Source organism: Paraliomyxa miuraensis, assembly GCF_026337845.1.
GTDB lineage: Bacteria > Myxococcota_A > Polyangia > Nannocystales > Nannocystaceae > Paraliomyxa > Paraliomyxa miuraensis.
Genome location: NZ_JAOVZF010000156.1, coordinates 229239 through 253472, shown reverse-complemented (window position 1 = coordinate 253472; position 24234 = coordinate 229239). Strand labels below are relative to the sequence as shown.

Sequence of the window (24234 nt, the reverse complement as noted above, 5' to 3'; positions counted from 1 at the left end):
ACGGTCGAGCCCGGGTCAGCCCACGGGCACCGACGACGGATGCGGATCGGGCAGCGGCAGCCGCCCCGGGTGATGCCCGCACTTCCACCCCTGCGGCAGTGCCTCGATCTCGTACCCCCATAGCTCCGCGCGGGCGTTGAGGAACATGCCGGCCACGTAGGGGTTCCAGCCCACCAGCACCAGGTTGTCGGCCTGGGCCGCGCGCGAGAACGGGCCCCAGGCGATCTCGAAGGCCGGCACCTCGCCGGCCGTCTTGCCGTCGTAGGCCACCGACTCCACGCCCACCACCGTGCTCGGGCCGGGGTTGGGGTCGTGGTAGTTCTCCTGCGGGTGGTTCTTGACCATCACCGCGGTCAGCAGCCACACGCGCACCTGGTCCGGGTCGTCGCTCGCCCGCCCCGACAGCCGCACCGCGACCGGCAGGAAGTAGTTGCTCTGCGTCGGTTCCACTCGGAACTCGATGCGGTCCTGCCCGTCGACCCGCAGCACGCCGCCCGAGGTCACCTTGAGCGGGCACCCGTGCTTGCTGGCCACTTCGTGGTAGCAGTCGTTGATCGACGTGGGCCGGCAGATCGGCACCTGCGGCTGGCAGGTCGCCATGGGCTGGCACGCGTTGGGGGAGCTCGGCGTCGACGAGCAGCCTCCGTTGCAGCCGCCCACCGCGAACCGCTCGATCTCCTCGGGCGAGGGGGCGCGGATGGGCGGGGGTACGGTGACGGCCGCCTTCGCCCGTTTGGCCCGATGGGCTCGGGCGGCGAGCACCGCCTGGTCGGCGGCATGTTGGGCATCGAGCTGTCGCTTGGTTCGGATCTTGAGTCGTTGCATGGGTGTGCTCCTTCGAGTCGCTGCCCACGTTCGAGGGCAAAGCCCCCACGGCCTGAGCGCCACCGGGTCTTGGTGTTGGTCGAGCGCGTGCCCACGTTCGGGAGCGGAAGCTCCCACGGCCTGAGCGCCACCGCGTGCTCGTGCGTACGGGACGGCCTTTGCGTCCCCCGGCCTCGAGCGCGCCGGAAGTCAGGGCCTCACGCGAACGACACGCCGCCGATCTTGCGGCCCGCCGAGCGCAGCAGCGGCACCAGGCCCGCATTGGCCACGCCCTCGGCCGCCTGCACGACCATCTCGTCCTCGGAGAGGAACGCCAGCGCCGACGCGCCGAACGCCAGGATGTGATCGAGGCTCGCGGGCGTGCCCATCAGGGACTCGAAGCCCGGCTTCTTCTGGTAGAGCAGGCCCGTCAGCAGCGCGACCGCCGCAGTCGTGCCCATGCGGACGACGCGATGTTCGACCAGCTTGGCCTCGTGGACCTGGACCATGGCCTTGGTGTCCCGCTTCTTGAGCTGATCCTTGAGCTCGGTCTTGGACAGAACGTCGTACTTGTCGGAATTGATGGTTGCCAGCTTCGTCGTCATGGGTCTGCTGCCTCGGATTGGGGAGCGCGGGCCGGATGGGCCGCGGGTACGGAGGCAGTGAGCCATGGCGGGCTGGCGGGGGCGAGTTGGGGCGGGCTGGCGAGGGCGCGGGGAGGGCGCGCGGGAGGGGAATTCGGGGCGCAGAACCGTTTGGAAGCGCTTTGGAAGCGTTCGCGAAGGGGGGCGGAAGGGCGGCGGATAGGATGTTGGAGACGAACGCTAGGGAGACACCGACTCGCGAAAAATTAGGCTGCTGTCGGCTCATGGCGCTCTCGACTCGGCGGGCAGTGGACAAGAGCCACCACAACTTGCACCGCCCTGCCAACCGCGACTCCGATGTAAGCTCGTGTGTGCCGCCCTTTTCATTGCCAAGAAGGCATGCCGGAAGCCTGTAGATTCCCCGCCGACAAGCGTTGTAATGTTGCCAAGCACGCGGGAATTGAATCCCGCCAGACAACATTCAGCCCTCGCGCCAATGTCCGATCTCAAAATCTTCGTATCCTCGACATGCTACGATCTTGCGCCTGTCAGAGAACAGCTGCGCTCGTTCATTCGCGGGCTCGGACATATCGCGATAATGAGCGAATACTCCGATGTCCTGTTTGACCCCAGAGCCCACACGCACACCTCCTGCATACAGGAGATCCCAAACTGCGACATCGTCGTTGTGATCATTGGATCTCGTTTTGGAGGAACAGCAGTGCCAGAAGCACTTGGCTCCCTGGACATTTCCAGCCTTGAGACATCTGGCATGGACAAATGGCTGTCCTCAATCAAGGAAAAGGTCTCCGTCAGCCAACTGGAGACAGCGGGCGCAATCATTCACAACATTCCCCTGTACATATTCATCGACACGGCAGTATGGCACGACCACCGCGTTTACGAGAAGAACAAGAGCAACCCAGACGTTATTTCGAAGATTCACTTTCCATCGATCGAGAAATCAGACACGGCAAAGTACATCTTTGAGTTCATCAACTTTCTACGAAAGCGAGACCACGGCAACGCGATACAGACATTTTCTCGAATCGAAGATATCCAAGAACACCTCCGACGCCAATGGTCCGCCTACTTTCAGCGCCTGCTCGGCGAGCAACGACGAGGCGTGCTTCGTGCCAATGAGACCCACAACATCAACGAGCAACTCGAAGCTATTAAGGCGGCCTTGCTCGCATCGATTTCGTCGGACGGCTTGCGTGCGACAGCAAAAGGCTCGATTCGATTCAGGTCGCTTGTAGACCTTGCGACATCGCTTGGAGGCGCTGGCGTACTCAAGCAGGACACCGCTCTGCCTTGGGAAGATTTCTTCGATCACATAAAAATCGACGGCATCTTTGAGGAGGCGGACAAAAAACGCGCCTCTCTGATCTTTGTGTTTAAAGACAAGAGTTACGTTGTTGGAAGATTTCTCCACCGACGGCTATTATCCTCACTTCGCCAGGACTGGACGGACTTCTTCCACCTCACCGCGGCATCCAGATCCGCGATAGTAGACGCCGTGCTTGACGCTGCTGAGGCCAGAGGCATCTACCTGAAAAGGGACAACTCGGACGCTTTGCCTTTGTACGAATTGCAGCAGCTTGACATCTATGGGAACCGCATTGAAAACGAATATGCCGTGCGCATACCAGAGCCGTCGGATGATGACATCCCGTTTTAGCGCTGGAAAGAACGCCAGGTGCCACATATAGCACTACTGAGCGCGTGAGTCCCCTTCCGAGGCCCGGAGGCTTCGGCGCAGCGGCCTCGGTTTTTCTAGAAGCGGCTCCTTTCGATCGCGGCGCGAGGGGTTGACGGGAAAGCACCGCCCGTCGGAGGGCACCATTGCCGACCGACGGGCTGTGCTCACGCGGCGCCGAGGCTGCGCGCGAGGATGTGGAGCTCGGGTCGCCACGCCAGGAATCGGAACACGAGGCGACGACCGGTTCGGACGATCTGCGCAGGGATGAGCATGAAGCCCTGCGACTTCGCGAAAGCACACGGCGACCGCTGATCAAGCCCGGCGTCGTGAGCAGGCCGACTTCTCGGGGCTATCGCTTGTTTAAGGTCTAGGAGCCCGCATCAGGCATTCCTGGGTATGCACCCTTTGTTCGCTAGAACGCTAGAACGGGATGTCGTCGTCAGGCACTTCTGGCTCGTGGACCAACTCGGAAGACGCTGACTCAATCGGTTCGTAGTCGTCAACTCCGCCATCGCCTCGGCCACGACCACCGTAGCCGCCACGTCCACCGTAGCCACCACGACCACCGTAGCCACCACGACCACCGTAGCCACCACGTCCACCTGTGTTCCTCGCCTCTCGTTGGCACTCCTGACATCCGTTCGTCATCGCATCTGCGTCCATCTCGGCCACAGTCAGAAAAGCATCGCATTTCGAACATAATGGAATCTTGAATATCAACGCGCCGCAGTGGCTACAGTGTGCTTCTTTGGAGCTAGCATCAGACGCGATCTCCATTGGCAGCAAAACACCGCAGCTCGGACAGGCTCGAATGAGCTTCATTCCACATCCACTACAGAACTTAGCCGTGGTCTTCTCCAAAATCCTAGGTCCGTAGTAGAAGCGACCATGTCCCTCATCACCCCACCGCGCCGCCCTACACTTTGGGTTGGCACACAGCGCTATCCCTTCGCCGAACTCTTTGTCAGACCCAACCACGCTGTCCAAAGCATCCCAGAAACCTTCGGCACTTAGGTACCGATCTTCTCGGTCATCCGCCGCTGCGCGGCGGATGACCTCTCGAAGCGCCTCGGACACCCGTGAGAGTTCTGTATCGATCGTGTCAAGTCGAAGGCGGACCCGAGCACCAAGCATCTCCGCAAGGACGACGCCGGCCGAGTAGATATCCGCACGATGATCGACCGACGAAGCGTCGCGAACCTGTTCCGGTGCCGCATAGTCATGAGTGCCGACGCCCTGTCCGGTATTTGTCATCCTTGACAGACCAGGCTCGTGGTGGAGACAGACACCGATTGAGAGATCAAGGAGGTAGATTCCGCGATGGGAGACCATAATGTTGGCGGGTTTCACATCGCGATGGACCATGTCTCCCGCATGGATGGTCGCAAGCGCGGAGAGAACATCTCGCATGATGCGGCGGATCTCACCAAGCTCGATCCCTTCTCGGCTCTTGAGACGCTGCTCCAACGTACGACCAGTGACGAATTGCATCACGATGTACGGGATGCCCTGTCCATCACATTCAACCGTTCCCTGAGTGAGTACGTATGGAACTGAGGGGTGTTCCATCTTGGCAAGCAACTGTGCTTCACGCTCGAAGCGTCTCCTGGTCGCTTCTCCCCGTGCAAATGGATTGTAGAACTTGACAGCTACCTGGCGTTCCAATTTGGGTTGCCAAGCTTCGTATACGCGTCCGAAGGCACCACGACCGATCTCGTCGCCAAGCTCGAAACCTTGCCTGCGAAGCATATCTGCGTACTCTTTCGGAGGCCCTGGCATGGGCCTAGTCTACAATGCAAGCCGTCCCACCGCATCAACCCGCGGGCGAAGCCCCTCCCCCGCTTTCGTGTTCACTAACCCACGTTGGACGAGGTGCCCCGCGCGAGCACCTCATGACCTTCCGCCAGGTACGAACCGACGATCCCACCTCCCCCCACAACGACTCTCGAACCCGCCTGCTCGAGAAGGTCCTCGCGCGTCATCCCGCGGAGGGGATCGACGTGCTCGAGCTGCGGCGGCAGATGGGCAAGGCCGGCTACGTCCCCACCGAGCACCGCTGGGAGGACGATGGCCATGGCGACGATCTCACCGATGACGACGGCGCCCTCCTCTTGATCGGCGGCATGCCGCCGGCCGATCTCGCGGCCGAGATCCTCGACACTGCGCGGCAGCACGTCGACGAGACCAACGAGCGCAAGAACTACCACGTGGTGGGCCTGCGCCGCATCGAGGGCGAGGACAGCGACGAGGAGCAGGAGGAGCTGTTCCGCTTCCTGCTCCAACACAGGGGCAACCTCGGCTGGCGGGGGGAGGGTGCTCCGACGACGTTCCTGTTCCCTGGTCCCTCGAGATCCGACAACCCGGGCGGTACCCTGGACCAGCTGTGGCCACCACCGTCGTCGAGCCCCCCGCCTACGTTCTCGATCAGATCTACCAGGACCGTCGCGACGGCCCGAACCAGTTCATGCGCTGGCTGCGGATCAAGGCCACCGGAGGCATGCGGGAGGTCTACCGCACCAAGCGCACCAGGCGAGGCTCCTACGCGCCGGATCTTGCTGCGCTCGTCTTGGTGAGTCGCTCGATCTCCGGCGCGCGGTACAACCCCTGGGAGGACATCGTCGATCTGAGCCGCGGGCGCATCTATTACTGGGGCGACGCGAAGGCGGATCACCGGCGAGCCCGGGACGACTTCAGCGGCAACCGACTCCTCTCGCAGATCTGGTCGTCTATCGGTGCCGAGCGGTGGGCCGAGATCCCGCCGATCCTCCACTTCTCGAAGGAACAGCGCGGGACCGTTCGCTTCACCGGCGTCTGCGCCTTGGCCGAGCTGCGGGACGCCTGGTTCGAGGACCGCGGCAAGCGGGTTCGCAACTACCGGGCCGAGCTCGAGGTCCTCCCGATCGAGCGGGTCCCCCTGGCGTGGATCGAAGGCCGTCGACGCGGGCAGGAGGTACAGGCATCGCTGCCCTGGCGGCTCTACGCCACCAGTGGGGTTCGCGATCGCTTACGGCTCCATGCGAAGCGAGTCCGCGACCGCGACGAGCAGCTGCCGCCGGACGGCACCGCAGACCGCCGGGTGCTCCACGATCTCCATCAGCTCCCGCCCTCGACCTTCGAGCGTCTCGTGGTCCGGGCCTTCCGCGAGTCCGAGGTTAGGTACAGCATCGAAGGGACTCGGCTCCACAAGGACGGTGGCTTCGACTTCCACGGGTCGCTCGAGCTCCCGCCACTTTGGCCGACTCCGTGCCGCTCCAGGGCGAGGTCAAACGGCATGCCCCCGGCCGGAATTCGGTGGGCCCGCGGGACGTCGCGCGACTAGCGTGTTCGTGACGACCTCGTACTCTACACGCCAGTTGCCAATAGGGGGCTTCGAGCACCGGTACCCGGTGGAGTTGGTGTCGAGGGACCGGTTGCTGGCGAGGCGGCAAGTGGGAACCGGGGCATCGAACATGGTTGGAAAGGATGTCCACTGAACGGACTGCGTGGCGCGCGCGCAAATGAAGGTCCCGTGCTAAGTGCGTGGCGTGAGAAGATCTGATATCTTTTTGAAAGATCATGTCGACCAAGGGGAGCAAAAAGAGCGAAACTCAAGAACTAACTCGCGCCCTCGTTGAGTCGCTTCTTCATGGGCTAATAGCCGATGGCACCATTGTCCCGGCGGACAAGACCAAGGAAGATCTTATTAGAGAAGTTCTGTCATTTTGGCTGAAGTGGAGGAAGAGCGGTGGCGACCTAGATGTGAAAATTGATCATAGATGTACACTGCTTGCGGATGCGCGCAGAAAGCGGACTGAAGGATATCAGGATCTGTCGATTCTTCTGTACGCCACATGGTTTGAGCATTCGATAAATGCCCTTCTTCTGCACCGATCAGATAGTGTTGGAATGACAGAAAAGGAGGCGATCTCAATGATTCGCGAGACGAGCATGTCTGCAAAGCTTGGCTGGCTTCTAAAGCTACTATGCCTTCCTCTTGTGGCGACTCATCATGCGAAACTGATGCTCAAGGTGGCCGATCTTCGGAATGCATTTGTGCACTACAAGTGGCGCCCGTCGCCAGACCTGACGCCATCTAAAAAGGAAACTGCCCGGGCCTTGGCGAATGTCGAGAAGACAGTGGCCTACATGAGACGGTATGAGCGTAGGGTGATGTATTCCGGCAAAAAGCCGAAGCTACCCCTATCCGCGTTCAGTCATGACAAGGGACGAGAATGATGCGGCCGCTGAGTTACTACTGGGGCGACGCGAAGGCGGATCACCGGCGGGCCCGGGACGACTTCAGCGGCAACCGGCTCCTCTCGCAGTCGTCCATCGGTGCCGAGCGGTGGGCCGAGATCCCGCCGATCCTCCACTTCTCGAAGGAACAGCCCGGGACCGTTCGCTTCACCGGCGTTTGCGTCTTGGCCGAGCTGCGCCAGCTTCGGCGGCAACCGAGCCCACCGCCCACCTAACTCCCCGAATTCGTCACCTGCGCAGCCATTTGCCCCCGCCCCCGCTTTCGTGTTCACTAACCCAACGTTGGACGAGGTGCCCCGCACGAGCACCTCATGACCTTCCGCCACGTACGAACCGACGACCCCACCTCCCCCCACAACGACTCTCGAACCCGCCTGCTCGAGAAGGTTCTCGCGCGCCATGCCGCGGAGGGCTTCGACGTGATCGAGCTGCGACGGCAGATGGGCAAGGCCGGCTACGTCCCCACCGAGCACCGCTGGGAGGACGATGGCCATGGCGACGATCTGACCGATGACGATGGCGGCCTGCTCCTGATCGGCGGCATGCCGCCGGCCGATCTCGCGGCCGAGATCATCGACACGGCGCGCCAGCACACCGAAGAGACCAACGACCGCAAGAACTACCGCGTGGTGGGCCTGCGCCGCATCGAGGGCGAGGACGGCGACGAGGAGCAGGAGGAGCTGTTCCGCTTCCTGCTCCCCGCCACGATGTTCGGGGCGGTGGGGGCCGACCCGGCCACGGCCTCGGAGAGCCGCGAGCACCACGACGCGCTGATGGCTGCCAACTTGCAGCTCCAGCGCCAGAACGATGCGCTGTTCCGCGTGCTGATGGACGTGGTGCGGCAGTACCCGACGATCCTGGGCAAGTCGGCGGAGCTGCTCGAGCAGCTCGGCGACCAGCTCGGTGGGGGGCGGCAGCAGGACCTCCAGCAGGTGCTGTCGATCCTCGAGCACGAGTCCACCCGCGAGCAGCGGTGGATGGAGCACGACCTCTCCAAGCAACGCTCGAGCCAGCGGGCGGAGATGTTCGGCAAGTCGATCGACATCGCCGGGCCCGACCTGATGGTGCTGGTGCGGAAGGTGATCGAAGCGATCATGCAGCAGGCCGCCGCGGCGCAGGGGCAGGGTGCGGCGCAGCCGGGACAGGCCACGTCGCCGTCCGAGCCCGCCGCGAAGGAGCCGCCGCGGAGCAAGGCGAAGGCCAAGGGCACCACCACCGCCACCCCGCCGCCGTCCGAGCCCGCCGCGCCCAAGCCCTCGTCGTCGCGCTACGCCCAGCGGCTCGAGCAGGCACTGGCCAAGGTGCCCGCCGAGGGCATCACCAAGGCCCGCGCGATGCTCTCCGAGGACGACTGGTCGCTCATCGAGGCGGCTCGCGAGGCGGCCGACGACGAGGAGTTCTCGGCCATCTTCACCAAGCTCGGCGAGTCGTGGACGGCCAAGGGTGAGGCCGCCACGCAGGCGCTGATGGCCCAGCTCGTCGACGTGCTCGGCATCCAGCCGGCCCTCGCGCTCGGCCAGCTCATCAAGGAAGTCCGCGGCCGCTGACGGCCCGGGCTCGCCCCGCAGATCTCCCGCTCCAACCCCGACCCGCTCACGGGTCGCTCGACCCATTGCACACGAAGAGAAGACGACATGCCCGAAGAAACCAACCCGACCAAACCCATCTACGTCTGCCAGGGCTTCCCGGTGGTCGGCCCCGAGCAAGAGGCCGCCCAGGCGACCTGGCTCGAGACCCAGGCCCAAGAAGGCTACCGCCTGGTGGACCGCAAGGTCTTCGAGAGCGGCGGCGCGAGCAAGCGCGTGCACCTGGTGATGGAGCTCGTCGAGCCCTCGCCGGACGCCGAGGAAGGGGGTGAGTGATGGAGACCCTCGACCAAGGGCTCGCGACCGCGCTGGTGCTGCTGGGCATCGCGGCGATGCTGTTCGGAGTGGCTGCGCTGTGGCGGTCGGTCTCCGACGCCAAGGCGCACCAGCAGGCACTGGCGCTCGACCGGGAGTCGCACGAGATGGCCCTCGGGGACCGGGTGGCCCAGGAACGGAGTCAGCGGGAGCTGTTGCTGGCGCTCATCCCCGCCGGCACCGCGCTGCTGGGGCACTGGCTGGGCGCCCGCAGCACCCCGCCCCCGCCCGCCCCCTACTCGGCGCCGTGCATGGGCTGCATCCCCAAGCCGCCGCGCCCGGAGCCGCCGCCGCTCGACGAGGACGACGACGGCACCATCGAGCTCGACCTGCGCTCGCTGCTCGACGCGGCCATGGAGCTCGGCATCGACCGCTGGCTCGCCAACCTGACGCGGGGCACCAAGGCCAACCAGGCCGAGGCGCCCGAGGACGACGACGACCCCGAGCCCACGCCCAGCGTGGTCCCCGGCATGAGCTGAGCCATGCCCACCGAGACCCGGCCGATGCATCGGCGCGATGCCAAGCACCCGCGGTACTGCCCGTTCGGCGCGTTCGTGCTCGTGCTCATCCTGCACTTGGCCGACCTGCCAAGGCCGGCCGACGACGAGGAGCCCGCCCATGGCCAAGCCTGAGGCTCGCTCCCGTCGCGGCCGGTCGCGTGCCAAGGGTGCGCGGCCGGGTCTCGACCTCCTCGACTTCTTCACGACCAGGCGGACGGTCCCAACTCCGGGCCCTTCTCCAACCCTCGTCCAACGTGCATGTCAGGGGCGGGGGCCGTCCGACCTGGTCGACCCTTCGATGGCCGCGCAGCTCGAGCAGCTCGAGGCGGTGGGCCGCGAGCTCACGCGTCGCGGGCCGCTCGATGTGTTCCGCCGCGTGCGAGCGCGGACCAACGAGCGCCTGGCCAAGCTGCTCGGCCGCAAGGGGGACGACCACGAATCGACCTGAGCCCCACGCCACGGCCGGGCCGCGCTCGGCCGCGGCGTGGATCTTCGCGAGGTGATCGATGCCCGAGACCACCACGACCGACTCCACGAGCGAGCCCTCGACCTCCGCGGCCGCCGACGCCAGGCCGGCCGAAGTGGTGGTGCGGTACCGCTACGCCGACGGGATCCTGCTCGAGGGCGAGACCTATCCGCACCGCAACGAGGTGAAGAAGGCATACCCGCGCTGGCGGTGGTTTCGGTCGCTGCGCAAGTGGGGCGTGCCGCGGACGCGCGACCGGGCGCTGTCGAGCTACCAGGTGGAGGAGTACGCCCGGGGGCTCACCAAGGCCGGCGTGCCCAACGTGCGGGTCGACTACCAGGAGCCGCGGCCAGAGGACGTGCGTGACTTCGGCGAGGTGCTCGAGGAGCGCAGCGAGCGAGCCCTCGACCGTGCCGAGCGGCTCGAAGAGCGAGCGGACCGGCTCGCAGCTCAGGCGGCCGCTGAGTACCAGAAGGGGCGGGCGGTGCTCGACAGGATCCCGATGGGGCAGCCGATCCTCGTGGGGCATCACAGCGAGGGACGGCACCGCAGGGATCTCTCCCGCGCCGATGCTTCGATGCGGCGGTCGGTCGAGGCCAGCGACGGCGCAAAGGATGCCCGCCGCCGAGCCCAGTCCGCCGAGCACAGCGTGGCCAAGCACGAAAAGCCCGGGTTCGCGCTACGTCGGGTGCTCGAGCTGGCCAAGGAAGCGCGCGAGCTCGAGGTGAAGATCACCGGCAAGACCCCGAGCGGCTGGCGCGGCCTCACCCCCGATAGGCCGGCCACGGGCGAGTGGTTGGCGCGGCTGCAGACGGCCGCCGAGGAGAATCGGCAGAAGCACGCGCACTACCGGCGGGTGCTCGACGAGGCGGGCTACATGCCCACGAGCCAGCTCGTGCTGCGCAAGGGCGACCGCGTGCTCACCAACAAGGGCGGGGCCACGGTGCAGAAGCCGCTGTCGCAGCTCGTCGAGCTCCGCTTCGACCGCGCCGTCGGGATGGACGGTCCGCGGCTGAAGTACGTGCAGCGGGTCGCCTACGACCGCGTGTGGGCACCCAAGGCGACGGTCGAGGCACGCAAGGTGTCACCGAGCACGCCGGCCCCGGGCAGGATCTCGACGGCCCCGGCGAGCCGGGACGCTCGAGCACCCTCGGCGACTGCAACCACCCCCTCGCCGGAGACGAGCGCGGCAGCACCAGCGGGCGCGGAGGCTCGAGTCCCGTCATCCCTGGCCGCGCCCCCTCCCTCGCCCACCACGACCGCAGCTCCGTCCTCGCCCACCACGACCGCCGAGCAGATGCTCGCCAAGCACGCCGACCCCGACCGCTACACCGGCCAGCAGCTCACCGACGCGCTGGTCGAGGCCGAACGGATCGGCGTGGGCCCCCAGCTCGTACGGCACTTCCGATCGAAGCTGCGCGACGAGGACGTGCTGCTCGCCCACGGGCAAGCGCGGGGGATCCTCGCGTTCGAGCGCGACGCGTGGCCCCCGACACCGTTGCGCGGCGAGACCTACGGCAAGGACGACTTCCGCGGGGTTCTGCTGAGCCTGGAGCACCACCCCGTGATCGCCGAGCTGCTCGCCGAGGCGCGCACGTGGCCCGAGCGCATGAAGGCCATCACGGGCGGCCGCCACATTCGATGGTTCCCGAAGGTCGTCCGCGATGCCACCAGCGTCGTGCACGACACACGAGCCCACTACGCCTTCGAGATCGCTCGTGGCGAGACGCCCACGCCCGCGCTCGCTCGTGCCGCCCGCGATGCCGGCGTCGCGCGTGCCAAGCGGCAGCTCCAGGAGCTTCGCGAGGCGCAGGATCCCTCGCTCTACGATCCGAAGTCCGACCCCAAGGCCGTCTATCCGCGGCTGTGCAAGCTCGACTCCACGACCGCGAGGATGGTCCTGGAGGACGTCTTCGGCGTCGAGTTCCACTGGGAGGACAAGGACGAGGAGGCAGACGAGCTTTGCGACGGCGAGATCACGCTCGAGACCCTGGCCGAGGGCGCCGCGAAGCGGGCGGAGGAAGAGCGGGAGAGGAAGGAGCGCGAGCGAGCCCTTCGCGAGGCCGATGCACGCGAGTTGCTGAATGTGCACCGCGAGGCAGCCTCGCGCGGCGAGGTCACCAAGGGGCGCTTCAACGCGGCCTACTGGCGGCTCCATCCCGGGCTCGCGAAGCCTGCCCGCAGCCGACGGGCGCTCACCGTGACCAACGAGGGGGCGAAGGTCGAGGCGATGGTTCGCGGTCCGAAGGACTGGGGGTTCAGCGTATCGCTACGGCTTGGAACCGACGAGCAGGCCGCCATCGAGGCGCTGATGCGTCGGGTCGAGCAGGAGGCCGGCGAGGAGGGCACGGCCGAGGCCACCGCACCGGCCAAGCCCACCACGAAGGGAAAGCGCGGCGCCAAGGTCGACGTGGAGGCGCTCGCCAAGAAGCACGGCATCGGTACCGCCGCGCTCAACGGCTACGAGGTGCACCCCGCCCTGCTAGCCGCCGAGCGCCTGGGCGTCGGGCAGGAGATGGCCCAGCTCATCTCCAAGCGAAACCTGCGGCACCCGGAGCAGCTCAAGACCGACCTCGGTCAAGCGCGTGGAGTGGTCGCGCTGGAGAACGACGCATGGCCGCCCCCACCGCTGCGTGGGTCGGTGTACGGCAAGCACGACTTCGAGGGGATCATCCGCAGTCTCGAGCAGCACCCGAAGGTGGTCGAGCTCCATCGCGAGGCCAGCACGTGGGCCGACCGCATGAAGGAGATCTCGGCCGATCGCGATCGCCACTGGTTCCCCAAGCTCGTCGAGAACGCCCGTCTGGTCATCTGGCACAACCTCGAGATCCCTCTTTGGAGGATCGGCCGCGGCGAAGAGACACCCACACCGGAGCTCGCCGGGAAGATCCGCGATCGCATCCTGGGCAACGCCAAGGAACGGCTCGAGAATCTCCGCGACGCGCTCGACCCTGCGCTCTACGACCCGAAATCCGATCCCGAGGTCGTCTACCCGCGGCTTTGCAAGATCGACTTCGATTCCGCTCGGCAGGTCATGATGGATGTCTTCGGGCTGCGCTTCGGGGAGCGATATGAGGCCCTCGAGCTGTGTCGTGGCGAGACCTCGATCGACGAGGTGAAGCGCAGGGCCAGGGCGCGGGACGAGGAGAGCGAGCGACGGGCCGCCGCGCGAGGGGTCGTGCGCGAGGCCGACGGTCGCGATCTGCTGGCGGTGTACCGCACGGCACAGGAGCTCGGCGAGGTCGGCCGCAAGCGCTTCAACCTGGCCTACTGGCGGCAGCACCCCGAGCTGCGCCCGTGGGAGCGTGAGAGTCGATCGCTGAAGATCAGGGACCGTCACGGCAAGGTCGAGGTCACCGTACGCGGCCCGAAGGAGTCCACGTTCTACACCGCTTCGGAGACGGGGACGGCCGAGCCCGAGGCGATCGCCGCCGCGATGCGGGACATCGAGCAGGAGATCGGCAAGCAGATCGTGGCGGAGGACGCGGCCGAGCCCACCCCGCCTCGAATGCTCGAGCCCAAGGTCGCCCAACCCGAGGACACGACGGTCGCCGACGCGGCCGAGGAGGAACCCATGGCGGACGAGAAGGACACGCCGCGGGGCGACGCAGCCCCGGGCAGCTTGTGGACGGTCGAAGAGGAGGGCTTCGCCCTGACGGCCCCGCCCGGTGAGGGCAAGCGCGTACAGGTTCCCACGGATCATCAGCCGGCGTTGTTCGACGTGGGCAAGCCCGACCCCGCGGTGCTCGAGCGGATGCGTGCCGAGGAGCTGGCCGAGCGTCGCGCGAAGCGGCCGCCTGCGGACACGTCCGATCCGGTGCTCACCAAGGTGGTGAGCGAGCCGTCGAACGCCAGCGAAGGCCGAGCTGCATCACCGACACCACCACCGGTCGCCAGCGAGGACAGCGAGGACCAGGCACCGGCCGCGACGATGATGCGCATCCGGCCTTGGGTGGGTGAGATCCAAACGGTCGCTAACCGCATGGGCGACGAAGGCCGGCACGGTGACGACTTCGTGCTCATCTCCGCGGTGTGGAAGGCCGTACGAGACCAGCCGGTGCTGGCGGGTGCGTCCATCGATGCCTTCAAGGCGCGGCTGGCCCGGGCCAACCGTGACGGGCTGCTGCGACTGCACGGGGCCGATCCCAAACGAGCGATGGATCCCGAGCTCGCGCGCGAGTCGGAGATCCGCGACGGCAACGCCACCTTTCACGTGATCGAGGCATCGCCGCCCATACGGCCGCCGGCCCCCGCCGGCCGACGGCACCCGTTCGAACCGCTGCGTTCCACCGATCGGATCCCCCGAGGCTTCATCGAGCGTCAGGTTCGCGCCGTCCTGACCAACCGGATCGCCGACGATGGCCCCAACGGGGTCTCCGAGTTCTCCACCAAGCACGAGCCCCGCCACGTTCGCGCGATCAAGGCGATGGCCAAGCGCGGCGAGGTCGAGATCCTCACGGCACCACGAGGGTACGTGCGGATCATGGCCGGCCCGAAGTGGGGAGTGACGGACGAGCCGAAGCCCAAATCCAAGTCCAAGCCGAACCCCGCGAAGGCCAAGAGCTCGAGCAAGTCCTCGACGCCGGCGCAGGAGACCGATCGGAGCCCCACCAAACCGGGCGCGACCACGAAGCGACCGTACAGCCGCCCGGATCCATCCCATGTGGTCCGCGACGGCCGCGTCCTCTGCACCACGCACGACTTCGAGCCCCTCGATGCTCACCGGGAGAAGTGCAACGCCTGCGGCTACACCCGCAAGCGCCACTACCCAGACGGCGAGCCCGACCCGGAGCCCGAGTACCGCCGTCCTCGCCCGTCGCACGAGGTTCGGGGCGGACGCATCTACTGCACCACGCACGACTACCAGACCGTCGACGAGCACCGGGAGAGCTGCGTCGTTTGTGGTGCCTCGCGCAGCCGCCAGCATCCCGACGACGCACCAAAGCCAGAGAGCACCACGCCCACTCAGGAGATCCGCAACGGCCAGATCGTGAAGTTCGAGCATCACGAGTCCGGCATGATCAAGCGGTTCGGCATCGTCGTGCGCCACGCACCCGGGCAGCGCACCGCGGAGGTCATGGCTCCCGGGTTCGCGCCGTTCGGCCATGAGGTGGCACCCACCCGGAAGTACCACCTCCATCTGCTGACGAATCGCGTACGCGCACCACGTGCGACCGACATCGGCGCCAAGGGCCTGCGGTTGATGAAGCGCACGGCGATGCACTGGCTAGATCTTCGTCACTCGGGCCGTGACGCCCGGGACGAGTACGACAGCCTTCGCGCCGTGGGGCTCATGCATCGACGCCAGGACGTCGATCTGGGCGGCGAGGACGGCTCCCTCCCGGGTGCCCCCCTGGTGGTGGAACCGACCGAGCTCGGTCGGAAGGTGCTGGAGAGCCTCGACCCACGAGAGGTCAACCTCATCACACGCCTCTACGTGACCCCGCATCGCGAAGACATGGGGCGGGTGTTCCCCGTGGGCGATGACCTGGACGGGCCCGACGAGAACGTCTCGTTCCATGTGCTCGAGGACACCTTCATGCCGACCGACGAGAGCCGCGGCTACTCCATCGGCATGGTCGTGGCCTACGACGGTTACGGAAACTGGCGCGTGCTCGAGGGCTTCACCATGGGCCGGCTGCACGACGACCCCGAGTGGGACGACGAGCACGCCTACGACGACGAATGGACCGCACGGGCAGGGTTGAAGGAGCGGCATCGCGAGCACGTACAGCGCATCGCCCGGGAGAAGCACATCGCAGAAGAGGAGCGCATCTGGGGACCCGAGGGGCGGAGTTGGGGGTTTCCGCCCCTGGGGCATGAGGGCGCGGACGAGACTCAGCTGGACCGGAGGGGCGGTACCTTGCCGGAAGCGTCTCGCAGGGCGGCGACCGAGCGGCACGGAAAATCGACGACCAAGGGCCGGAGCGTCACCGAGGCAGCCGGGTTGACGACCAACGCTCCCGCAGCGAACGACCGGCCGGCGTCGGCGAAGCCTGCGGTCACCATCGCGCCGATCAAGCTGTCGCCTGACCTGGCCCGGCGTGTGAGGGCCGAGCAAGCCAAGCTCCACACGTTGCCGACGCACCAGGATCCGAGCTACCGGCCGGTGGTGGTCGTGGCGTGGAAGGGGCGTCGTCGACCGGACGTGTTCTCGCGCTATCACACCGAGCCGCTCGGGGCCCTGGTCACCATCGACGGCCACTATGACCGTGCGCAGATCGTGGCCGAGCTCGAGCCACGGCCCCCCAACGGCGGCACGAGCCCTTCGAGCGACGGTGGCCCGGGCTCGCCGGGCACCGAGGCGTCGCGATCATCGACAAACGGAGGGTCGAGTTCGGATGACACCAAGGCATCGAGCCCTCCGCCGCTCGACTCGTTCGAGGAGGATCTCATGCGGTCGCTGCTCGACCAGGGCGACGACGGGATCGAGCCCGACAACATCGACGAGGCGCGTGCGTTGGAGGGCATGGAGGGTCGTGGGCTGGTGGAGAGAACTGACGAGGACCGCTACCGCGCGACCCCGCTGGCGCGGCTCGAGTACGTCGACGTGGCGACGGGTGTCCCGGCCGACCCCAGCGAGCCGGGCACGCTCTCGACCGGACGGATCGTCGCGGACATCGACGGGGAGACGGTCGAGGTCGACGAGGAGGATCTCATCGGGCATGGCACCGATCCCGATCCACGCAAGCGGCGGTATCGCTTCGACGTGGAAAGCCCCGCCGACTACCCGGGTCAGGCCCAGGCCAAGAAGGCCGCGCGCGCGGCCGAGAAGACCGAGGGCACCAAGAAGGGCAAGGGCAAGAAGGGCAAGGCCACGCTGGCAGCCGGACTGCGCGCCACGTTCGACTCGCCGGCCAAGGCGGCGAAGATCTTCTACGACCACAACGAGGACTACTTCGACAACGTGGTCGACCCGTGGGACGGCCTGCGCGACTGGATGGATGGCATCGAGGTACGCGTGGGTCGAGGGCACCGCAAGCTCTCCAAGACGCCGGCCGGGCAGCGGATCCTGAAGGAGAAGCACGCCTCTCGGGCGATCCGTGGCGCGCTGGCCTACCTCATGGGCCAGGCCAAGGGGCGGCGCTGGGAGACCGTGCCGTGGGCCCAGGTGGAGCGGCTCGGCGAGGCGCTCGAGCGGTACTTCGAGGCGCCGAGATCGGGGGCTTCGCAGGCGGGGCTCTACTGGCGGCCGTTCACCGGGAACGTGCGCGCGGAGGACCTCGATGCCATGACGCCCGAGCAACGCGTGTCGATCCGCGAGCAGGAGAGCGTCAAGGAGATCGGCGAGCAGCTCGAGGAGCTGAAGGAAGCCTACGAGCGCGCGAAGGGCTGCCTACCGGATGATCTACGGCGGGTGATCGAGCGACGGACCGCTGAATGGTCGCGATGGGTTGAGGACCCCTCGAAGATCCCCGACTACGCCTGCGAGCCGGATCCAGAAACGGCGGGCTACCTATGCAACTACCCCGCCGTGGCCGGCGAGCTCCGCCAGCTCCGCAAGTCGTGCGAGGACGCGTACGACCCCAACTGGGCGGCCAAGGAGAGTAGGGAGGGCGCGCCCGGGTTCCCGGACACGAGTCACGGCGAGGACGAGGAGCCAACACCTCGGACGGCGTCGGCGAAGGCTTGCTGCTCGCGCGAGACCCCCAAGGAGAATGTCTGCAGCGCGCCCGTGTGCCAGATCGCCGCGGGGCTGATGGAAGAGGCGGGAGAGGGGACGGCTGCGGACACGGCGACCAGCGAGGCCGCCAAGGAACCCACGACCAGGGCGGCGCCCAAGCCTGCAAAGCCGTCGGATGACGGCGCCGAGCCCTCGGCCAAGGCCGGCAAGCCCTCGGCCAAGGCCGGCAAGCCCTCGGCCAAGCCCACCAAGAAGACCTCGACGGCCAAGAAGGGAGCGCGCTCGGTCGCCGGAAAGCAAGCCGCGTCGAAGCCTTCCACCGCCACCAAGCCCAAGCCCTCGCGCAAGCTCACCGCGGCCGAACGCAAGAAGGCCCTCGCCGAGCACAAGAAGACCGCCGAGCAGCGCCGCAAGCAAACCGCCGCCGAGCGACGAGCCCAGCGCTTCCAGTGCTCCGCCGCGGTCGCCGTGAAGCAGGCGGAGGCGATCGACACCACCTCCTACCGCCGCCGGGTCGAGGACGCCGCCGCCGCGGTCAGGAAGGCCGAGGAGCACGTCAAGCACCACGAGCGCGACCTCAAGACCGCCCTGCGCGAGGCGGACGCCGTCATGCGCAACCGCAAGGCCATCCCGATGGACCGCGAGGTCGCCCGCCGCAAGGTCCGCGAAGCTCGATGCCAGCTCAACGTGGCCCAGGGCACCCTGCGCCAGCGCAAGCGTGACCACCAGCGCGCCCAGACCGAGCTCGAGCGCGCGCTCGGTCGCGTCAAGCGGCGCGAGGCCGTGGCCGCCAAGCGGCTAGAGGAAACCAAGAAGGCCAAGGCCGAGGCCGAGGCGCTGGCACGGGATCGGAAGTGAGCCGATGCGACTCGATGGCGACGACGAGATCTGGACCGGGGTCGACGACTACTGGGTCTCGCGCGTGATCTCCCCAGCGCTGCTCGACGCGGCCCGGGGCGATCGCTCGCTGTGGGCCGACATGGGCCAGAAGATCTCGGGCTTCGACAGCAATGCCCTCGTGGGTGCCCGGGCGTGGGCAGCCGCGCAGCGATCCGCGATGCTCTTTCAGGGTACAGGCTCGCTCGGCCTGCCCGCGGACACCCTCACCTCGGTGGTCGATGCCCTCGGCCCGCTCGTCCTGCAGCCGCCCGACGATCTCGACGAGCTGTTCGATCGCCTCACCCGGACTGCGGTGGGCATCGTGGTGGACGCCCTCGCAGCGATCCCCGTGGTCGGTGCCATCGCCCGCGCGATCGGCCAGATGGGGCTGATGCTCTGGGACCTCTCCAAGCGACCGCAGGAGCAAGCGCGGGACTACCTACCGCCACCGCAGGTCTACGACCGCAAGGACGAGGAGTACGTGATGAACACGCAGCTCCTCCCCGCCCTCTCCACCCGCGACTGGACCGGGCTCTTCCTGCCAAGAGTCGGCAACGACCTCCAGCTCATGGAGATCGACAATGGATGGCTCATGCGATCGCGGGATGGTGGCCGCGGTCTCGGCTTCATCCCGGGTACACAGCAGATCAACAGCATCACCCAGGCCTTCTGGCACAAGAAGTCGAGCCGTCCCGGAGGCTCGTTGGCAACGCACCAGGACGTGGGTGACTTCTACCCCGGCCCAGCACAGCTCATGACGGCGCTCGACCAGCACGTCCAGCGGCCAGGCCCGGCCATGTGGTCGGTGGTCCCTTCCGAGGTCCGTAGCATCTGGCGCGACCATGTCGACGCGGTGAAGGGCTTCGCCTACGAGGCGTACTTCGGCCGAGGCATCAAGGGCACGGGGCTCGACCGGCTCAACGAAGAGCATCGGCGGCTCATCGTGCAGCAGCTCGTCGCCCCGCTGCACGTGGTGGAGCTCGATGGCGAGCTCCGTCGAGGGATCCTCGCTGCGAACTCCTGGACGCCGAAGAATCCGCCAGACGACATCATCGAGGCGTTCGTCGACCCGTGGTGCGACCGGCTCGAGCGGCGGCAGGAGCAGTACCTCGAGACCATCGCGGTTGCCTACGCCGATCCCAAGAGCGCCGCCTTCGTCAGCAATGCCAAGCTGCGAGAAAAGCTCCAGCAGATGCGCGCGCTGCTGCTCGAGCATCCTGCAAGGCATCAGGTCGACCAACGAGACGTGATCGACCCCGAGTACCGCGCCGCATTGTTCGATGCCACCGTCGGCGACCAACTCGCGGCACCCACCGAACCGTCCAAGTCCGCGGAGAAGCCTCCCTCCCTCGGAGGTACGGACGCGGAACCCGAACCGCCCGCTCCGCCCCAGGGCGGCGCTCCCTTCCACGTGGTGGTCGCCGAGACGACGCCCACCGGAGAGGGTGGGGGCGGCCTGGCCGTGGGGCTCGGCGTGTTGGGCCTGTTGTGGGGGCTGCATTCGGTCAGCCGTCGTCGCCGAGGCAAACGTTGAGCCTTCCCCAGAAGTAGGCGACGTCTTCGGGATTCTTCATCGCGAGATCGAGTCCCGTTGGGACTGTGTCGTCGACCAAGTCGATGCACTCCGATTCACACGCCGAGTGCAGCTCGTCTTGCGTGAGCGCCTGGTCGTCGCCGCGAACGTACTGGGCATCGCGACAGCCCACGTAGCACCGCAGCCAGTCCCCGCAGCCGGAGGATGCGGGAGGTGGCTCGTCGTCGCATGCACCGAGACCAAGGAGGAGACCGAGGGCGAGTCCGAGGAGCGGGCGCATCGTGGTGGAGAGTACAAGACCAGTCCTGGAACGGTGAGCCCAAGAGGACCCTGGTAGCATAGAACCCAGGGTCGGCGCTCTTGGGGGTATGAAAGAGCCCACTGGTGAGCCCCGTCTCAGGGTGGTAACTGAATCGGGACGAGCATGCGCGTCGAGCTCGGCCGATGTTGGCCGTTCTCGCTGCGTGGCGTAGCAGTGCGTGCCGAGATGGAGGTGTTGATGATGGTGATCTCACGAAACGACGATGGGTCCGGCGTAGCCATGAGCACGGCCCCTTCAGCTGAGGGGCATGGTGGCGGAAATCCACCGGGAGCACGACCTCGACGTCGAGCCGCGAAGCGGGACGTCGCCCTGGAGCCTGGATTGGACCAAGCATCGGTACGATCCCTCGCTGCATGGAACGAGGTCGGTCGATGGCTGTTCACGCACGATGCCATGCCCAGTCGGCGGCAGATCTGGGAAGCCGTGGATCGTCTCCTCATGACCGCGGCGAAGGAGCGCTGCGGCGGCAACATCACCTTGATGGCGCGCGAGCAGCAGACGAGCCGCCGTTCGATTCGTGAACGCCTCAAGCGGCACGGGTTGTACGACGGGCCTTCCTCGTCCGCCAACGACGGTGACGAGTCCAAAGGGGACGACGAAGCCAATGCGGGCTTGGACGAGAGAACGAGCGTGGACCGCATCCACGACGAGCACCGAGTCCAGCACGAGGAGGCACAGGCCGATGCCCGGTGAGCCCGAGCTGGAGGTGGAGGCGATCCTGCGGGCCGTCGGGATCATCCATGCGCCCGCGGTCGTCTACGGCCGAGTGGGCCAGCCGATGGTCGTCGAGGATGGCGTGATCCGGTTGGAGATCGTCCGGGGCGAGAGCGGCTGGCGATGGTGTCGCAACGGCCAGGGCCGCGGGAGGCTCGAGGGGCTCGATCACTTGACGCGAATCCTGGTAGCGGAGGCCGAGCGCTACGCGGAGGCAAGCCCCGTCCTGCGGGGGATCGCCGCTCAGTGCGTTGCGGAGCGGTACGCGGACTGGCTCGACGAGGCCGATGACATGGTCGTGCCGCGCCCCTGGGGCGTGTGTGCGCCCGGCCGCCCGGGTGAAGGCATGCGGCGACAGTGGGTGCTGTTCGATGCCGACGACGACGTGACGGTCGGCCGCATCGGCTCCGAGGCAGCGCGGCTGCATCCGGATGCCTACGTGTGCATTGGGCAGGATCTCCCCGTGCTGGTCGACGATGGCATGGTCTCGATGCTGTTCCTCGAGCAGCAGGACGGCTGGCAGTATTCCATCGACGGGGTCGACTGCGGGATGGTCCAGGACTACCTCGACCTGCAGGTCATCCTCGTCGACCGAGCCATGGCCTACGCAGCTGCGAACGACGAGGAGCGGAAATGGGCAGCCAGGCGCGTGGCGGAGCTGGCCAGCCTCCCGTTCGAGCAGCGGCGGTCGAGAGCACGGGAACGCGCGATGGATCGTAGGATGCGGGCGAGCGAGATCGTGGAAGACACGCGGCGGGTTCCCGTTCCGGCCGGGCTGCGGGAGGGTGCGCGACCATGAGGGCACCGCTCATGAACCGGAAGCGGACGTTGAAGCCCCGCGTGACCCGTCGCCCGAGGTGGCCCGTCCACTGGCCCGTGCCCACGTGGGAACACGTGCCCTACGGGCGGAAGATCGAGAGCGCCAAGGATCTGGACTTCCTCCGACCCTTGCTCGGCCCGCTCGACTTCGAGGTCGCGATCACGGTGGGGGTCGACGCCTGCCTACGCCTGCGCTCGGTCCACACTGTGGGGATCGGCACGCAGACGAGCGTCGACTTCTCGGCCTCGGCGGCATTCCGACCGTTGGTGATGGCGGGGATCGGGGCGGCGATCCTCGTGCACAACCACCCGGGCGGGAGGAGCACGCCGAGCCAGGCGGATGTGATGCAGACTGCCTCGATGGTCAATGCAGCGGGCATGGTCGGGATCGAGGTGCTGGACCACGTGATCGTCACGCGGCGGGAGGTCGTGTCGATGGTCGAGCTGGGGGTGCTACTCGGGGGAGGCGAGGGTCGGAGGGATGGGATGCGGTAGCGATTGGCGTCCTCGCCGACTTCGCACGACACGTGGGGACGCGATACGCTCCCGGTTCCCATGACGCGCCACCGCAAGTGGAAGCGTGCCTCCGGCTCCCGCCGCCGCTCCAAGCTCGACGTCGACGATCTCTTCGCCGACGCGATCGACCACCACCGCGGCGGTCGCCTCGATGCTGCCTCCTCGGCCTACGACGAGGTCCTACGCCAGGCTCCCGAGCACGCCGCCGCTTGGTCCATGAAGGGCGTCCTCGCCCTCCAACAGTCCCGCCCCGCCGACGCCGTCCCCCTGCTGAAGCGGGCCATCGAGCTCGACGCCACCCAGCCCGGCTTCCACCTCAACCTCGGCAACGCCCTTCGTGGGGTCGACCGCCTCGATGACGCGATCGACTCCTACCGCCATGCCATTGCCCTCGACCCGGACATGGCGCCCGCACACAACAACCTCGGCAACGCCCTCCGCGATCGCGGTGACCTGCCCGAGGCCGCCGACGCCTACCGCGGCGCCCTCGAGATCGAGCCCAGCTTCTTTCCCGCCGCGGCCAACCTCGCCCAGGTGCTCGCCAAGCGCGATCTTCCCCGTGACGAGGTCCTCGCCGCTCTCGACCGCGCGCTCGCCCTCGCCGAGGCCTCCGGCCTGCGCACCCCCGACGTGGCCAACCTCCACAACGCCCGCGGCAACGCGCTGCAGGCCGACGGTCGCATCGACGACACGATCGCCTGCTACCGCCAGGCCGTTGCCCTCGACTCCACCTTCTCCGAGGCCCACCTCAACCTCGGCCGCGCCCTCGCCCGCAACCTCCAGATCGAGGACGCGATCGACCCCCTCCGCCACGCGCTTGAGCTGCGCCCCGACGACCTGCCGATCTACAAGCAGCTCGCCCTCGCCCTCCGTCGCCTGCAACGCTTCGACGAGGCCACCGCGGTCTACCAGGCCTGGCACGAGCGCGACCCCTCCGACCCGATCGCCGCCCACATGGCCAACGTGCGCGGAGACGAGGCCCCGCCCGAGCGCGCCACCGACGAGTACGTCCAGCGCGAGTTCGACGACTTCGCCGAGCAGTTCGACGACGTGCTGGTCAACAAGCTCCAGTACCAAGGCCCCAAGCTCATCGCCGACGCGATCGAGCGCTCTGCCCTGGCCGACCGCCGCGACCTCGACGTCCTCGACGCCGGCTGCGGCACCGGCCTGTGCGCCCCCTTCCTGCGCCCGCGCGCCCGCAGGCTCGTCGGCATCGACCTCTCCCGCGGCATGCTCGCCCGCGCCCGCCAGCGCGGCGTCTACGACGAGCTGATCGAGGCCGAGCTCACCGCCGCCGTCGAGGCCAAGACCGCCGCCTTCGACCTCATCGCCGCCGCCGACGTCTTCATCTACTTCGGCGAGCTCGACAGGCTCGTCCGAGGCTTCCGCGGAGCCCTACGGCCCGGCGGCGCCCTTGTCTTCACCGCCGAGACCAGCGACGACGAGGAGCGTGGCTGGGCGCTCAACGACGGCGGGCGCTACGCTCACCACCCGGCCTACCTGCGCCGCGTGCTCGAGATCGCCGGCTTCGAGGTCCGCGAGATGGTCGAGGACCGGATCCGCTTCGAGCTGGGCACCCCGGCCTTGGGCTGGGTGCTGACGGCATTCGTACCCGAGCTGAGATCATGACTCA

At 67.2% G+C, this 24234-nt stretch carries 20 protein-coding genes; 15 read left to right on the top strand and 5 right to left on the bottom strand.

Annotation, left to right across the window (positions count from 1 at the left end):
• Nucleotides 1-15 precede the first annotated feature (15 nt).
• Nucleotides 16-825: a hypothetical protein gene (locus tag OEB96_RS26495; protein WP_266219531.1), complete on the bottom strand. Its 810-nt coding sequence runs from the start codon at nt 823-825 to the stop codon at nt 16-18.
• A 197-nt stretch (nt 826-1022) separates the two neighbouring features.
• The gene (locus OEB96_RS26490; RefSeq protein WP_266219530.1) at nt 1023-1409 is read right to left on the bottom strand and encodes a hypothetical protein; all 387 of its coding nucleotides are present in this window, start codon (nt 1407-1409) and stop codon (nt 1023-1025) included.
• 475 nt (nt 1410-1884) lie between these two features.
• Between OEB96_RS26490 and OEB96_RS26485 the strand changes: the two genes are divergently transcribed.
• Nucleotides 1885-3069: a DUF4062 domain-containing protein gene (locus OEB96_RS26485; RefSeq protein WP_266219529.1), complete on the top strand. Its 1185-nt coding sequence runs from the start codon at nt 1885-1887 to the stop codon at nt 3067-3069.
• Nucleotides 3070-3510: 441 nt separating this feature from the next.
• Here the strand turns inward: OEB96_RS26485 and OEB96_RS26480 are convergent, their stop codons facing one another.
• Together OEB96_RS26480 and OEB96_RS26475 are read right to left on the bottom strand one after the other, a co-directional pair.
• A complete protein-coding gene (locus OEB96_RS26480; RefSeq protein ID WP_266219528.1) occupies nt 3511-4869 on the bottom strand; it encodes a serine/threonine-protein kinase in 1359 nt (452 codons plus the stop codon).
• A 74-nt stretch (nt 4870-4943) separates the two neighbouring features.
• The gene (locus OEB96_RS26475) at nt 4944-5372 is read right to left on the bottom strand and encodes a hypothetical protein (protein WP_266219527.1); all 429 of its coding nucleotides are present in this window, start codon (nt 5370-5372) and stop codon (nt 4944-4946) included.
• Between the two features lie 101 nt (nt 5373-5473).
• On the opposite strand from OEB96_RS26475, the gene OEB96_RS26470 reads away from it, so the two are divergent.
• From OEB96_RS26470 to OEB96_RS26425, 10 genes are all read left to right on the top strand, one after another.
• A complete protein-coding gene (locus tag OEB96_RS26470; protein ID WP_266219526.1) occupies nt 5474-6409 on the top strand; it encodes a hypothetical protein in 936 nt (311 codons plus the stop codon).
• Between the two features lie 236 nt (nt 6410-6645).
• On the top strand, nt 6646-7305 hold the full coding sequence (locus OEB96_RS26465) for a hypothetical protein (RefSeq protein WP_266219525.1): 660 nt from the start codon (nt 6646-6648) through the stop codon (nt 7303-7305).
• Nucleotides 7302-7541, top strand: a complete 240-nt coding sequence (locus OEB96_RS26460) for a hypothetical protein (RefSeq protein WP_266219524.1) — start codon at nt 7302-7304, stop codon at nt 7539-7541. The genes OEB96_RS26465 and OEB96_RS26460 overlap by 4 nt, the downstream gene beginning before the upstream one ends.
• 96 nt (nt 7542-7637) lie before the next feature.
• Nucleotides 7638-8873, top strand: a complete 1236-nt coding sequence (locus tag OEB96_RS26455; RefSeq protein ID WP_266219523.1) for a hypothetical protein — start codon at nt 7638-7640, stop codon at nt 8871-8873.
• A gap of 87 nt (nt 8874-8960) precedes the next feature.
• Nucleotides 8961-9188, top strand: coding sequence for a hypothetical protein (locus OEB96_RS26450; RefSeq protein ID WP_266219522.1), 228 nt, complete (start codon nt 8961-8963; stop codon nt 9186-9188).
• Nucleotides 9188-9706 carry a hypothetical protein gene (locus OEB96_RS26445; RefSeq protein WP_266219521.1) on the top strand — a complete coding sequence of 173 codons (519 nt, stop codon included), beginning with the start codon at nt 9188-9190 and terminating at the stop codon, nt 9704-9706. Before OEB96_RS26450 ends, OEB96_RS26445 begins: the two co-directional genes overlap by 1 nt.
• Before the next feature lie 3 nt (nt 9707-9709).
• Complete coding sequence (locus tag OEB96_RS26440; RefSeq protein ID WP_266219520.1) at nt 9710-9859, top strand: hypothetical protein; 150 nt, start codon at nt 9710-9712, stop codon at nt 9857-9859.
• 166 nt (nt 9860-10025) lie between these two features.
• A complete protein-coding gene (locus tag OEB96_RS26435; RefSeq protein WP_266219519.1) occupies nt 10026-10175 on the top strand; it encodes a hypothetical protein in 150 nt (49 codons plus the stop codon).
• A gap of 58 nt (nt 10176-10233) precedes the next feature.
• On the top strand, nt 10234-18675 hold the full coding sequence (locus OEB96_RS26430; protein ID WP_266219518.1) for a DUF3560 domain-containing protein: 8442 nt from the start codon (nt 10234-10236) through the stop codon (nt 18673-18675).
• A 4-nt stretch (nt 18676-18679) separates the two neighbouring features.
• Nucleotides 18680-20230 (top strand): hypothetical protein, encoded by a 1551-nt coding sequence (locus OEB96_RS26425; RefSeq protein WP_266219517.1) that lies wholly within the window; start codon nt 18680-18682, stop codon nt 20228-20230.
• Here the strand turns inward: OEB96_RS26425 and OEB96_RS26420 are convergent.
• Nucleotides 20202-20510, bottom strand: coding sequence for a hypothetical protein (locus tag OEB96_RS26420; RefSeq protein ID WP_266219516.1), 309 nt, complete (start codon nt 20508-20510; stop codon nt 20202-20204). The two genes, OEB96_RS26425 and OEB96_RS26420, sit on opposite strands and share 29 nt — an antisense overlap.
• 144 nt (nt 20511-20654) lie before the next feature.
• Here OEB96_RS26420 and OEB96_RS26415 point away from each other — a divergent pair, with 144 nt between their 5' ends.
• From OEB96_RS26415 to OEB96_RS26400, 4 genes are all read left to right on the top strand, one after another.
• Nucleotides 20655-21245 carry a hypothetical protein gene (locus OEB96_RS26415; RefSeq protein WP_266219515.1) on the top strand — a complete coding sequence of 197 codons (591 nt, stop codon included), beginning with the start codon at nt 20655-20657 and terminating at the stop codon, nt 21243-21245.
• Complete coding sequence (locus tag OEB96_RS26410; RefSeq protein ID WP_266219514.1) at nt 21235-22065, top strand: hypothetical protein; 831 nt, start codon at nt 21235-21237, stop codon at nt 22063-22065. Before OEB96_RS26415 ends, OEB96_RS26410 begins: the two co-directional genes overlap by 11 nt.
• 77 nt (nt 22066-22142) lie before the next feature.
• Complete coding sequence (locus tag OEB96_RS26405) at nt 22143-22580, top strand: JAB domain-containing protein (RefSeq protein ID WP_266219513.1); 438 nt, start codon at nt 22143-22145, stop codon at nt 22578-22580.
• A gap of 60 nt (nt 22581-22640) precedes the next feature.
• Nucleotides 22641-24230 (top strand): tetratricopeptide repeat protein, encoded by a 1590-nt coding sequence (locus OEB96_RS26400; protein ID WP_266219512.1) that lies wholly within the window; start codon nt 22641-22643, stop codon nt 24228-24230.
• Nucleotides 24231-24234: the final 4 nt, after the last annotated feature.

Excerpts from the sequence above, each read along its gene's own strand:
- OEB96_RS26495 (WP_266219531.1), bottom strand. The coding sequence starts at position 825 with ATGCAACGACTCAAGATCCGAACCAAGCGACAGCTCGATGCCCAACAT.
- OEB96_RS26490 (WP_266219530.1), bottom strand. The coding sequence starts at position 1,409 with ATGACGACGAAGCTGGCAACCATCAATTCCGACAAGTACGACGTTCTG.
- OEB96_RS26485 (WP_266219529.1), top strand. The coding sequence starts at position 1,885 with ATGTCCGATCTCAAAATCTTCGTATCCTCGACATGCTACGATCTTGCG.
- OEB96_RS26480 (WP_266219528.1), bottom strand. The coding sequence starts at position 4,869 with ATGCCAGGGCCTCCGAAAGAGTACGCAGATATGCTTCGCAGGCAAGGT.
- OEB96_RS26465 (WP_266219525.1), top strand. The coding sequence starts at position 6,646 with ATGTCGACCAAGGGGAGCAAAAAGAGCGAAACTCAAGAACTAACTCGC.
- OEB96_RS26460 (WP_266219524.1), top strand. The coding sequence starts at position 7,302 with ATGATGCGGCCGCTGAGTTACTACTGGGGCGACGCGAAGGCGGATCAC.
- OEB96_RS26455 (WP_266219523.1), top strand. The coding sequence starts at position 7,638 with ATGACCTTCCGCCACGTACGAACCGACGACCCCACCTCCCCCCACAAC.
- OEB96_RS26450 (WP_266219522.1), top strand. The coding sequence starts at position 8,961 with ATGCCCGAAGAAACCAACCCGACCAAACCCATCTACGTCTGCCAGGGC.
- OEB96_RS26445 (WP_266219521.1), top strand. The coding sequence starts at position 9,188 with ATGGAGACCCTCGACCAAGGGCTCGCGACCGCGCTGGTGCTGCTGGGC.
- OEB96_RS26440 (WP_266219520.1), top strand. The coding sequence starts at position 9,710 with ATGCCCACCGAGACCCGGCCGATGCATCGGCGCGATGCCAAGCACCCG.
- OEB96_RS26435 (WP_266219519.1), top strand. The coding sequence starts at position 10,026 with ATGGCCGCGCAGCTCGAGCAGCTCGAGGCGGTGGGCCGCGAGCTCACG.
- OEB96_RS26430 (WP_266219518.1), top strand. The coding sequence starts at position 10,234 with ATGCCCGAGACCACCACGACCGACTCCACGAGCGAGCCCTCGACCTCC.
- OEB96_RS26425 (WP_266219517.1), top strand. The coding sequence starts at position 18,680 with ATGCGACTCGATGGCGACGACGAGATCTGGACCGGGGTCGACGACTAC.
- OEB96_RS26420 (WP_266219516.1), bottom strand. The coding sequence starts at position 20,510 with ATGCGCCCGCTCCTCGGACTCGCCCTCGGTCTCCTCCTTGGTCTCGGT.
- OEB96_RS26415 (WP_266219515.1), top strand. The coding sequence starts at position 20,655 with ATGCGCGTCGAGCTCGGCCGATGTTGGCCGTTCTCGCTGCGTGGCGTA.
- OEB96_RS26410 (WP_266219514.1), top strand. The coding sequence starts at position 21,235 with ATGCCCGGTGAGCCCGAGCTGGAGGTGGAGGCGATCCTGCGGGCCGTC.
- OEB96_RS26400 (WP_266219512.1), top strand. The coding sequence starts at position 22,641 with ATGACGCGCCACCGCAAGTGGAAGCGTGCCTCCGGCTCCCGCCGCCGC.